This window comes from Pseudomonas parakoreensis (genome assembly GCF_021602155.1).
Classification (GTDB): domain Bacteria; phylum Pseudomonadota; class Gammaproteobacteria; order Pseudomonadales; family Pseudomonadaceae; genus Aquipseudomonas; species Aquipseudomonas parakoreensis.
Window position 1 is genome coordinate 147,470 of sequence record NZ_BQHY01000005.1, and the last position, 12,537, is coordinate 160,006.

At 61.3% G+C, this 12,537-nt stretch carries 6 protein-coding genes; 3 read left to right on the plus strand and 3 right to left on the minus strand.

Features of this window, described 5'->3' with window-relative positions; translation table 11 throughout:
• Window positions 1–25 precede the first annotated feature (25 nt).
• The 3 genes from L6D63_RS09295 to L6D63_RS09305 all read right to left on the minus strand — a co-directional run bounded on the left by L6D63_RS09295 (window position 26) and on the right by L6D63_RS09305 (window position 9,028).
• The gene (locus L6D63_RS09295) at window positions 26–2,803 is read right to left on the minus strand and encodes an RHS repeat domain-containing protein (RefSeq protein ID WP_047296106.1); all 2,778 of its coding nucleotides are present in this window, start codon (window positions 2,801–2,803) and stop codon (window positions 26–28) included.
• A complete protein-coding gene (locus tag L6D63_RS09300) occupies window positions 2,803–7,335 on the minus strand; it encodes a SpvB/TcaC N-terminal domain-containing protein (protein WP_131671135.1) in 4,533 nt (1,510 codons plus the stop codon). The genes L6D63_RS09295 and L6D63_RS09300 overlap by 1 nt, the downstream gene beginning before the upstream one ends.
• Window positions 7,336–7,504: 169 nt before the next feature.
• Window positions 7,505–9,028: a fumarate hydratase gene (locus L6D63_RS09305; protein ID WP_027612504.1), complete on the minus strand. Its 1,524-nt coding sequence runs from the start codon at window positions 9,026–9,028 to the stop codon at window positions 7,505–7,507.
• Window positions 9,029–9,477: 449 nt separating this feature from the next.
• On the opposite strand from L6D63_RS09305, the gene L6D63_RS09310 reads away from it, so the two are divergent.
• From L6D63_RS09310 to L6D63_RS09320, 3 genes are all read left to right on the plus strand, one after another.
• A complete protein-coding gene (locus tag L6D63_RS09310; RefSeq protein WP_131671136.1) occupies window positions 9,478–10,584 on the plus strand; it encodes a GGDEF domain-containing protein in 1,107 nt (368 codons plus the stop codon).
• The gene (locus L6D63_RS09315; RefSeq protein WP_131671137.1) at window positions 10,577–11,512 is read left to right on the plus strand and encodes an iron-sulfur-binding ferredoxin reductase; all 936 of its coding nucleotides are present in this window, start codon (window positions 10,577–10,579) and stop codon (window positions 11,510–11,512) included. The genes L6D63_RS09310 and L6D63_RS09315 overlap by 8 nt, the downstream gene beginning before the upstream one ends.
• A 184-nt stretch (window positions 11,513–11,696) precedes the next feature.
• A complete protein-coding gene (locus tag L6D63_RS09320; RefSeq protein ID WP_236170313.1) occupies window positions 11,697–12,446 on the plus strand; it encodes an enoyl-CoA hydratase-related protein in 750 nt (249 codons plus the stop codon).
• Window positions 12,447–12,537 lie beyond the last annotated feature (91 nt).

The window sequence follows — 12,537 nt, forward strand, 5'->3', positions numbered from 1 at the left end:
CCCGCCCCTCTGAGAAACGGATCATTCAGGCTGCCTTTTTCCGGGTTCGGCGCTGCGCCAGCAAGAACTGATTGTCAGTAGTGCCCATCGCTTTGTACGCCGTCATCATGTCTTGAGAGCGCTTGATGGTGGACAGCGTAAAACGGGTCAGACGACGCAGGTCCGAGCGAGCGATGGGGGCCAGGGTCTCTACCGATGTCATGTGGTTGATGTTCGGCAGTGAGTTGGCCGGGTAAACGATGTCGGTGCCCAGCGCATCGAATGCATTTTCAGCCCAGCCGGCACGTTGTTCTACCGCCGATTTCCAGTCATCGAGCATTGTGTCTATTTTCTGGATCTTTACCGGATCAAGGCGGTTTTTGATGTCTTCTGCTTCTACTGCCCGGGCAAACATGTTCTGTGCTGCGGGGATGATCGAGATCCACGAAGCCATGAGCCGGCCCATGATGAAGGAGGGGTTGAGTACCGCATCCAGGCCCGGATGAATCAGCTCGTCTTTCACGTGTCGCCAAGAGCTGATTTCCTTTGCGCCTGCTCTGATGCCCAGCTCGTGATCAATGGCCTTGACCGAGATCTGCGAGGTTTGCGGAATCAGTGGGCCCGTTCTGAGACCGGCGCTGTTGGCGATCGGATCTATCATGGCCGTGGCGGAGTCGCCGCCAATATTGCCGCCGATCACCCCCCCGGTCGTGGTGTAAGGCGTGGTGCCAGGCATATTGGGAATCACCAGGTCAACCAGCTTGCCGCCTGCGACACCGCCCTCATAGCCGACGACCCCTCTCACGACTTCGCCTGCCATGTTCAGTGCCAGATTCATTGCCACACCCTCCTCATGGAGAATGTTGTGGATTTGCCCCGCCACCTGCGTGGAATGTCCCTGGACGCTGGAAAGAAAGGCTGAATACAGCATGATCACACTTTCCGCCTTGTTGTTTCCGTCAGGATCCACATAGCGCAGCGGATTGTTACCCACGAACGCAAACCGGTTTGGCCCATCAACATCTCCCGCCGGATCCGCACTGAGCCATCGTTGCAACCACGGCGCGTAATACCGCGCGCCGTAGTAATACAAACCGCTGACATCCATTTCCTTGCCTGAATAGCGCAGCGTCTTGTAGTCAATCTCAACCGCCGAATTCGCGCTCATCCACGCGGTCGCACCGAACGGGTAATAGCCTTCGTGGCTGATCAGGCGCGCCTGCTGGTCCAGTTCCATCACGCATGAGCCCAAGTGGTCATTGAGGGTGTAACGCAACTGGTTGTCGGCAACGCCCGGCGGTTTTCCGCTGAGCCAATGCAGGCAAACGACATGGCCGCCGCCGGTGGCGAGACTGATGACGTGCAGTTGCTCCGTGTTGTCCTTGCTGCGGATTTCCAGTCCGGGCAGGTAGCGCACTTCGTGGAAATGCCGGGTAGAACCGCTGTAGGTGTCGTGGCGTTTGTAGACGCGCGCGCCTTGGCTGTAGTGATAGAACTCGGCGTCATCCGGGCCGTTTTCGCGTTGGACCAGAGTCACCGAAGCCAGTTGATCGCGGGCGTCCCAGCGTAATGTCAGTCCCGGTTGCAGGGCCATCAGGTTGCCGTGGCGGTCGAATAACCGTTCGAAATCCGGTGCGGGATCACCTTCTGTCCAGCGCACACCGCGATTGCTTGCTGCGTCGATATGCATCAACCGGGTCTGGCAGGCGCCTTCGCGCACATGACGCAGTTGCGTCAGGTTGCCGCCGTGATCGTAGCGGTAGGTCTGCAGGTAATTGCGCCGATCCCTGGGATCGCTGGGCTGCGGTCGGCCGGGAATGTCGCCGGGGGTGGCATCGTCGTAACCGCTGGCGCTGATCAGCCGATACAACGAGTCGTAATGAAACGCGCGTTCGCCGTCGACCCGCTGGTTGGCGAAATAACTGGGAGTGAACACGTTGTCGAGGATGCGTGTCGGGTTGCCGACCGGATCGTATTCATAACTGATGTCCTGCAGGGGTGGCTGCGCACCTTTTCGCGCCCATTGCCGCTGCAGACGCCCTGTGCCTGGCTCGTAGTCCCAGTTGCTGGCAATGCCATTGCCGGCCTGTTGTTTGATGATTTGTCCGACGGCGTTGAACTGCGTGTCGAGCAACACCTCCTGCCAGGTGTGGTCGCCGGCCAGTTGCAGTTGCAACTGTTTGAGTTGACCGGCGACGTCGTAGCGCAATTGCTGACGATGGCCGCCAGCGTCGGTCTGTTCCAGCATCGCGTCCAGCGGGCTGAAAATACGCTGGGTGACAAACTCCCGGGCATCGGTAAAGGTGCGGCTTTCGCGCAGTGGCTGACCGGCCAGGCTGTAGCTGTTCAGGTGCAGGCTGCCGGACGGGTCGATTTGCTCCAGTAATCGGCCGCGCTGGTTGTGCTCGGGCGGAGCACTGGCATCGGCATAGGTAAAGGTGCCACTGAGCGTGTCGGCGCTGTTGCTGATCGCCACCAGGCGCAGCAGCTCATCGTAACGGCTGCGCCAGTGCACGCCGCGCGCGTCCCAGCGCTGCACGGTTTGCCCGGCCAGCCCGGGCAGACTCAGGCGCCAGCCGGCGTCGACGTTGCTGACCTTGAGTGGCTGGCCGTTGAGGTCGTAGAGGTGAGTAGTGCTCGGGCCGCTCAGGCGTGGATCGAACTGCGCCACCAGACGCCCGGCCATATCGTGCTGTTGGCGAGTCACCAGGGCCTGGGCCGTCTCATCGGCCCGTGCGCGCAGATAGCCAACCTGACGCAGCGGCAAGCCGCGACCGTCGATCACGACGAGCGATGGCGTGCGCCGATGGAGATTGGCGCTCATCAGTGCAGCATCCGTGGTGAAGCCGACGCCTGCTCAGCGGTTTCGTCGGTGTCGTTGAAGTCTTCGCTGGTCTGATACCACGGATGATAAGTCTCGCGAGAAAAGTAGCCTTTGGCGTTGATCAGCTTGACCGGACGCCCCAGCGGGTCATAGAACAGTTGATCGAAGTAGCCGTACCGTCGCAGCGATTGATCATTGACGTAACCGTGAGCGTCGGCAAAAAACGGCCGGAACTGCCTCACGGCCAGGCCTTTGTTGTTGTATTCGACCCGGGCACTGACCCGCCAGCGTGACTCGGCGTGTTCCTCGCGCAACTGTCCGCGATCGACGATCAGTGACCCATCAGCGGCCACTACACAGGCGATTCCGGGTTCGACCCGTTGCAGGGTTTGCAACGCGCGGCCAAAACCGTCCACGTAGCTGATGGTGATCTGCACTTGTGCCGCCACCGGATCATCGGGATAGCGGTCGGCACTCAGCGTCGCGCTGTGCACCGGTGTGCGCGCAACCGCGTTGATGAGTTCACGCAGTGCCTGTTCGGCGGGTGTCGGCGCCGTCAATTGCGCCAGCCGTCGGCGCGCGCTGGCGCGAATGTGCAGGCTCGGCAAGACATCGCCGCTGGCCAGCCATTGGTCAAGCAGTTGCGGCGTTGTGTTGACCTGTGTCGGCAACCGTCCCATCCAGCTGAACAAATCCCTGTGCAAGGTGCTGGCCGCTTTTTGTACGGTCGCCTGCGGGTTGGCAATCGCGGCGTCCGGGCCTGGATCTACTGGGCGAACGTATTCGTCGAGCGGTCGAAAACCGGCAGCGACAGCGTTTTCTGTGCCATGGAAGCTGGTCGCAAAAGGTTGGCCGGAAGGTGCATAGAGCGCTTCCTGAATGTTCTCGTTGGCATCGATGATGCGCACTGGCTGCAGAGCATGGCGATCGTATTCGCAGCGGGTGATGCAGCCATCCGGCAGTTCGACGCTGATGACCAGCAGGCGATACTCGTCGTATTGCGCCTCGGTCCAGCCGTGGCTCAGGGTTTCGCGATACGCAAGGACCCGGAAGAAATCCTTGGCCTCGGCGTACTTCGCGTAGTTGTAATGCGCGGACCAAAGGCTTTCGGCGTTCGCGTTTACCGCCGTGTCGTCGAACAGTAGCGGCATGGGTGTGTAACCGATGTTCGCCAGCTCCTGCAGGATATCGAACGGTGGCGGCAGAACGTCGTAGGCGGCGAGGGCCGTCTTGTCAAAGCTGGCCATTTCCAGCGGCCCTGTCAGCGCTTCGAATTGCGCCGAGCCATCGGGCAGCAGACTGCCGTCTTCTGTCTTGATATAGCGCTGTACGGTTTGTCCGGTCAGCACCCGCAGGGCATTCCACTCGGGCGAGCGGACATGTTCCTTGAGTGACTCCCAGTTTGTCTCTTGCGGGTTGAGACCCGATGGCAGGTCGCCGTTGGGCAATACCAGGGCATTGCGGCGTTGCTGCCAGGGCAGGTGGAGGCGCCATTGTTGCGGGTTCTTGTCCAGATTGATCGAGCGTGCGCGTGTTTCGTCGAGATAAAAAAAACGCTGCGCCGGGTCATGCGCGTCCCGCCACCACTGTTGTTCGTCGGGGTCGCTGAAAGGCGGGGGATCGCCCGGCAGGCGCCGTCGTGCATAACTGATGGTCAGGCTGTGAGTGGCGTGGCCGTATTCGCTGCTGGCGAGCAAGATTTCATGACGGCACAACGGGTCGTCAATGTAACCATCGTACTGATAACTGATTTTTTCCAGGGGCTGTACCAGCAACACGGCTGCCGATCCCCGCTGCCCCGCGGGCAAGACATCTCGCACCCGATAACGAAACTCCTCTACCGCACAGAGCCGTGTATTGGCCGGCTCGTCAGTGCCGTTCCAGGTTTCGATACGGGCGACGGCGCCGACCAGCGCACGCGCAATTGCACGGCGTACGCCTTCGTCCTCTGGCGTTACGGGTTCATCGTATTCATCGCCGGGGTGATAGCGACTGAAGACGGTGGGTCGCAAGTCAACTGCGTCACGGTCACCGTCGAAGTAACCCTGCCTTGATCGATCCATCGCCTGCCCGGTCAAGAACCAGGTACAGACCCGCACCGGTGCTGTGAAGCCAGCTTCGTCATCGCCCGCCGAACGTTCGCTGTCGGTCTGCTGCAGGTGACCGAAACCACGAAATTCACGCTCGGTGCTGTCGTAGACGCCTTCGCGATAGACGCACGATTGCGTCAGGCAATTGCCGGTAATTTCATCCAGTTGGCGTTGCCGGCTGACGACTTGAACCGCGAACGGTAAATGGCACACCGGTATTTCCCCGGGATGCTCGACTCGCCACTGCTGCTTTTCATCCAGCCATTCCTGGGCAGAGCTGCGGTAGACCACCTGCGTGGCGCAGCCCATGTTGTTGTTGGTCGCGGTCAGCAAATAAGGCTTGGCTGCGACGAAGTCGTAGCGCCAGTGCTGCGGGGTCATGTGCGGCACCGTCAGGATCAGGCTGGCACAACCCAGGCCTTGCAGGTCGGCGAAAGTGACCTGACACAGACGGTCGTAACTCACGCCTGGCGGCCACGGCACGAAGACGGGCGTCTGTTCCAGGCCATTGCCGCCGCGATTGAGGTAGATCTCGAAGCCGGCGGTTTTCAGATAAATCAAGGCCGGTGCGCCGGAGCCGTCGAGGTCGGCGATCCGCAGTTGCTCGACGTTGAATTCGTCGTACAGGAAGGGCAGGGCACTGATCACCCGGCCTTCGCCGAATTTGCCATGCCCCAGATTGGGCCAGCATTTGATTTCGTTGTGCCGGATCCGGCACAGCTCGCTCATATCACTGCCGAGCATGTTGCCCAGAAACACCAGTTCTGTGGGGGCGTTGCCGAACAGCGGCAGACTGTCCTCATTGTCTTCGCGAGGCACCTCTTCGGCGCTGGAAAATCCCTGCTCCCGGCGATTGGCATACAAGCGCACCGCGCGCGGACCGATCAGTGCCAGCGAGTTGAGGCCATCACCGACCAGGTCGCCGAGCTGCGAAAGTGTGTTGAAAAATTCCAGCGGCATGCCGTTAAACGCGATGAATGGCGCCCAGCTGCGGTCGGCATTCAACGTGCGATATCCGCTGATGCCCGGTTCGGCAACGCTCCAGTCCAGTCGCCCGTTGCCGGTCAGGTCGAGCAAGATCTGCCGCGCGGCGCCGTCGCGTCTGGCCACCGGGATCTGTTCCAGTTCAGTCCAGGGCGCATAGGTGATGGCCTCAGGTCCCGCCATTGCACGAAGCGGTTCGCGGTAATACCAGCACTGATCGTAGCGGCAGAGAAATCCCGGTAGACCTTCGCCGTACAGGTCGAGGCACTGGTAAAACTGGCCATCCTCAACGCCCGGCATATTGTCTTCGGCGAACATCCGGGTCGGGATTTTATTGATCGCGAAGGGCGAGTAGTCAAACTCCACCGGCGGTGTCGTCTCCAGCGCGCCGCTGGCATCGAAGGCCTGATGGTGAGCGGCGTTGATCCGGTTGTACGTCCATGGATCGGAGGGCGACGGGTATTCGAGCAGCAGCCGCCGCACCAGCAGTGGATCCGCACCGGCAGGTCGCGAGAAGTTGTGGAACATCAGGATTTGTCGGCACAGGCGCCGCGTACCCAGCTCGAAACCCTGACCGAAGGTGGAGAACGGATCCCGGCGTTTATCCCAGACAGCCAGGCTGTCGCCACCGTACACCGGAGCCTCTGTCAGTGAACGGGTGCGCTCGCCGTAATCGAACAACAGATGGAAATGCCAATCCAGTTCGGCCGGATCCTCCACTATCCAGCTGTACAAATGCTGGCTGGCCGTGACGTTGCCATAGAACACCGCGCGCAAGTAACGCTGGGCGCGGTAATCGTGAATCGGGTCGAGGTCCTGGTCATCGGCCAGATAGGCAAAGCAGATGTGCTCGCCAAGCGGGTTCATGCTCTCGCACAGCAACCAACTGGCGACGCGAAGTGCATCGTCCGGATCGGCCCGGCGCGAGGCGCGGGTCTTGCCGTATACCTGCAGTGAACCGTCCGCGCCGTGGATCAGCCAGAAGGGTGGCTCGGCTGCCGTTTTTGTCGCCCGTTGCCAGCGCTCGCGGAGCGCAAAGTCACGTTCGACCCGCGGCCAGTAACGCACCACGTTGTGATAGCCGACTTCAATTCCGTTGTAGGATTTTTCAAGGCGCGACTTTACTGTGCCGTCGTCGTTGAGTTCCGGCAGCCACACCTCACCATCGTCACCGATGATTTCATCGAGATCGCTATAACGCGGTACCCCTTTTGCGGTACCACGGCTGATCTGAGCAATGCCCAGGCTCCAGCCGATGCCGAATGGCCCGTTGCCGGTCTGGCTGCTGTAAGTCAGCGACAGTTGCGGATCCCAGCCACGTCCGGCGGACAGCGGCAGTGGCAGTTCAAATGAAGCCGCGCCAGTGGCACCCACTGCCCCCCAGCTTTTGCCGATCGTTGTGATCGACGCGCTGCTGGCGATGGACGGGGTGATGATGCTCAGCTCTTGATCGGCCATGGTCGGATCCATTGCACACGCGAAGCACGTGCGTGGACAGACGCTACCAACAAGTGAGAAGTACGTAACCTGTCAGATCTGACAGGTGCCAAAGGGCTTTGAATGTGCAGGGCACAAAAAAGGCCGGCCCGTCAGATGACGGGCCGGCCTTGTTCATGCTGCGAAACGCTTACTGCACTTCTACCGCCAGGCTTTCGGCGATCTTCTGCTGCCAGATCGCCGGGCCGGTGATGTGCACCGACTCACCGTTGCTGTCCACCGCGACGGTGACCGGCATGTCCTTGACCTCGAACTCGTAGATCGCTTCCATGCCCAGTTCGGCGAAGGCCAGCACCTTGGACTTCTTGATGGCCTGGGCCACCAGGTAAGCGGCGCCGCCCACGGCCATCAGGTACACAGCCTTGTTGTCCTTGATCGCTTCGATCGCGGTCGGGCCACGCTCGGACTTGCCGATCATGCCCAGCAGGCCGGTCTGCTCAAGGATCTGACGGGTGAACTTGTCCATCCGCGTCGCGGTGGTCGGGCCTGCCGGGCCCACCACTTCGTCACCGACCGGATCCACCGGGCCGACGTAGTAGATGAAGCGACCTTTGAGATCCACCGGCAGGGTTTCACCCTTGTTCAGCATCTCGACCATGCGCTTGTGCGCCGCGTCGCGACCGGTGAGCATCTTGCCGTTAAGCAGGACGGTTTCGCCCGGCTTCCAGCTCTGCACTTCTTCCGGGGTCAGGGTGTCGAGGTTGACGCGACGGGCCGACGGGCCGGCTTCCCAGACGATTTCCGGGTAGGCATCCAGCGATGGCGCTTCCAGCGATGCCGGGCCAGAACCGTCGAGCACGAAGTGCGCGTGACGGGTGGCGGCGCAGTTCGGGATCATGCACACCGGCAACGAAGCGGCGTGGGTCGGGTAATCCATGATCTTCACGTCGAGCACGGTGGTCAGGCCACCGAGACCCTGGGCGCCGATGCCCAGCTGGTTGACCTTCTCGAACAGCTCCAGACGGATCTCTTCGATACGGTTCTGCGGGCCACGGGCTTTGAGTTCGTGGATGTCGATGGATTCCATCAACACTTCCTTGGCCATGACCGCGGCTTTCTCGGCGGTGCCGCCGATGCCGATGCCGAGCATGCCTGGTGGGCACCAGCCGGCGCCCATGGTCGGAACGGTCTTCAGTACCCAGTCAACGATCGAGTCGGACGGGTTGAGCATGGCCATTTTCGACTTGTTCTCGGAACCGCCGCCCTTGGCCGCCACGTCCACTTCCACGGTGTTGCCCGGGACGATGGAGTAGTGGATGACCGCCGGGGTGTTGTCCTTGGTGTTTTTGCGAGCGCCCGCCGGGTCGGCGAGGATCGAGGCACGCAGGACGTTTTCCGGCAGGTTGTAGGCGCGGCGCACGCCTTCGTTGATCATGTCGTCCAGGCTCATGGTCGCGCCATCCCAACGTACGTCCATGCCCACACGTACGAACACGGTGACGATGCCGGTGTCCTGGCAGATCGGGCGGTGGCCGGTGGCGCACATACGCGAGTTGATCAGGATCTGTGCGATCGAATCACGGGCCGCTGGCGATTCTTCGCGCAGGTAGGCTTCGTGCATCGCCTGGATGAAATCCACGGGGTGGTAGTAGGAAATGAATTGCAGGGCGTCGGCAACGCTCTGAATCAGGTCATCTTGCTTGATCACGGTCATGAGTCGCGCTCCTCTAAAAGACGGGAACATTCAATAAGGTGCTTGCAGCTTGGGTGCATCGGTCGGTTGCAAGCACCTTTCAAGGCACGCCGGGGCTGCTGGCGCGACGCTAAAAAGGCGCGGCAGTATACCGCGCCTCGGTGGTGGGCACACATTGGCTTTTGGTCGGATAAACATTGTGGCGAGGGAATTTATCCCCGATCGGCTGCGCAGCAGCCGTAAATCCTGTGCACCCGGTTTGTCTGAGGGATTACAGGGGGCCGCTTCGCGCCCCATCGGGGATAAATCCCCTCACCACAGGTCTTCATGGGGCATTGATGGGTCATGCATTTGACGTCAATTTTTGGCGCCGAAAATCGGTGGTCATTTATCGACCGCCCCTCTAAAGTGGCATCCGGTCTGTAGAGTAGGACACTCGGTCAGCCTCCTATCGCACGGTGAGTCAACGATTGACCCATAACGCCATTCAACGTCTTTTGCTCAAACGCTTCGCCCTCGCTGCGGCCACCTATGGATTGGCTTTGCTGTTGTTGTGGCTGGCATTTTTCACCGGACATTACCCGCAATCATTGAACAGCGTGGCCATCGGCAGTGCGCTGGTGGTGATCTGCCAGGCCACGTTGTTTACGCTGTTCTGGTCCGGGCACAATCAGCGCTTCGCCGACCCCAGCCTGACCGAAGCGCAAGTGCTGCTCGGGCTCGGCTGGCAGACCTGGCTGATCGCTCATCTGGACGAAGCACGTGGCGCGTTTCTGGTGTTCTACGTGCTGATCCTGTTGTTCGGCCTGTTTCATTTATCCCGGCGCGCGTTCATTCGTTGCGCGCTGCTGGTGTTCTTCAGTTTCTGTGCGATCACCCTCTGGGACGGCTATCACTTCCGTCTGCCGGATCCGGCAATGGCGGCGTTGCAGGTGTGCATTCTGGCGATGGTGCTGGCCTGGCTGGTGATCTACGCACGCTTTGTGCAGGTGTCACGGCAACGCATGCGCCAGCGCCGGTTTGCCCTGCAGGCGCATCAGGACACCCTGCGCGGAATGATGCGCCAGCTCGAAGATCTGGTGGCCACCGATGAGCTGACCGGACTGTTCAATCGCCGGCATTTTCTGCGCCTGGCCTCACGGGAACTGGCGGAGATGGAACCGGGCGTGGTGCATGGTCTGGCGCTGATCGATCTCGACCATTTCAAGCGCATCAACGATTTGCACGGTCATGCCGCCGGCGATCAGGTGTTGCAGGCCTTCGCCGGGGTGGCGGGTGCCTGCCTGCGTGACGGCGACGTACTGGCGCGTTACGGTGGCGAGGAATTCGTGGTGTTGCTGCCCGACTGCGATGCCGAACGCCTGACGGCTTGTTGTGAACGCCTGCGCATTGCTTTCACTGATGTCGAACTGGTGGGGCTGAACGTGCGCAACCTCAGCCTGTCGGCAGGCATGACCCTGCTGGAACTGAGTGATGATCTGGACGACGCCTTGCAGCGCGCCGATCAGGCGCTGTACCGGGCCAAGCGCGACGGGCGCAATCGCTGTGCCGCGGCATGGGAGAATGTAGATGCCTGAACTTAGGGTCGGTGACCGGCAATGGTCGGTGGCGGCGGGCAGCAATTTGCTCGACGCGCTGAATCAGCACGGCGTCGCGGTGCCTTACAGTTGCCGCGCCGGCAGTTGCCATGCCTGTCTGGTGCAGTGCGTGAACGGCTTGCCCACCGACAGTCGACCGGACGCCTTGAGTGCCGAACAGCGCCAGGAAGGCTGGCGACTGGCCTGTCAGTGCCAGGTCACGCAAGACTTGCACGTGCACACGTTCGACCCGCTCACTGACGGTCGCCCGGCGCTGGTCGAGGCGCTGGACTGGCTCAGCGACAACGTACTGCGTTTGCGCCTGACCCCGCAACGACCGCTGCGCTACAGCGCCGGGCAGCATCTGGTGCTGTGGATCAACCACATCGCCCGGCCATATTCGCTGGCGAGTCTGCCGCAGGAAGACCGCTATCTCGAATTCCACCTCGACTGTCGCCAGCCCGGCGAATTCAGCGATGCGGCGCGGCGCCTGCAGATCGGCGACCCGATCCGCCTCGGCGAGCTGCGCGGCGGCGCCCTGCATTACGACCCGGACTGGCACGCGCGCCCGCTGTGGCTGCTGGCCGCCGGCACCGGGCTGGGGCCGTTGTTCGGCGTGCTGCGCGAAGCCTTGCGTCAGGATCACCAAGGCGCCATCCGCCTTATTCATCTGGCCCATGACGCGCGTGAGCACTATCTGGCCAAACCTCTGGCGGCGCTCGCTGCGCAGCGCGAAAACCTCAGCGTCGAGCTATGGACGGCGGCCGAGTCAGCCGCCGCTTTGGCGCAACTGCGCCTTGTTTCCCGGCAGACCCTGGCCTTAGTCTGCGGCTCGACTGCCAGCGTCGAGGCCTTTGCCAAGCGTCTGTACCTGGCCGGACTGCCGCGCAATCAGCTGCTGGCCGATGTGTTTTTGTCCCGCCGTTAAGCGCTGATCCTTTTGGAGCAAGGCGGAACCCTGTGGCGAGGGGATTTATCCCCGACGGGCTGCGCAGCGGCCCCAGGATTTTGTGAGCGCTGCGCACTCAATCGGGGATAAATCCCCTCACCACAAAAGTTTTGCATCACCAAAAAAGAACTTTGTCAGCCCTTTTTAATGTTGAGTAACGCTGATGACCGAAGCCATCCTGCTGGAACGCGAACGCGGTTTGCTCACCCTGCGCCTCAACCGCCCGGACAAGAAAAACGCCCTGACCCGCGCGATGTACAGTCGCCTTGCCGAGGCCCTGAAGCAGGCCGACAGCGATCCTGAAATCACTGCCGTGCTGATCTCTGGCAGCGCCGAATGCTTCACCGCCGGCAACGACATCGCCGACTTCATCCAGCAACCGCCGAGCGACCTCGACAGCCCGGTGTTCCACTTCATGCTCAATCTGCTCGAATGCCGTAAACCAGTGGTTGCCGCTGTGGCCGGTGCTGCCGTGGGCATCGGCACCACATTATTGCTGCATTGCGATCTGGTCTACGTCAGCCGCGATGCGCGGTTGCGCATGCCGTTCGTCAATCTGGGGCTGTGTCCGGAGTTCGGTTCCAGCCTGATCCTGCCGCGTTTGCTCGGGCAGGCCAAAGCGGCCGAGTTGTTGTTGCTCGGTGAAGGTTTCAGCGGTGAGCAGGCCGCGCAGTGGGGCATCGCCAGCGAGGCGCTGGGCAGTGGCGAAGCGGCGCTGAACAAGGCCCGGGAAATGGCTCTGCGTTTCGACGAATTGCCGCCGGACGCGGTGCGCATCAGCAAGCAATTGATGAAGGCGCCGGATCGCGGATTGATCCGTAAGGTGATCGAGGAGGAGGGCGCGCTGTTCACCCAGCGCTTGCGCTCGCCGGAGGCGTTGGCGGCCTTGACCGGGTTTATCAAGCGGCATTGAGATTTTCGCTGGCCGGGCTGGCCTCATCGCTGGCAAGCCAGCTCCCACAGTTTTTGTGGTGGATGCAAGATCTGTGATCACCGCCTGGCCC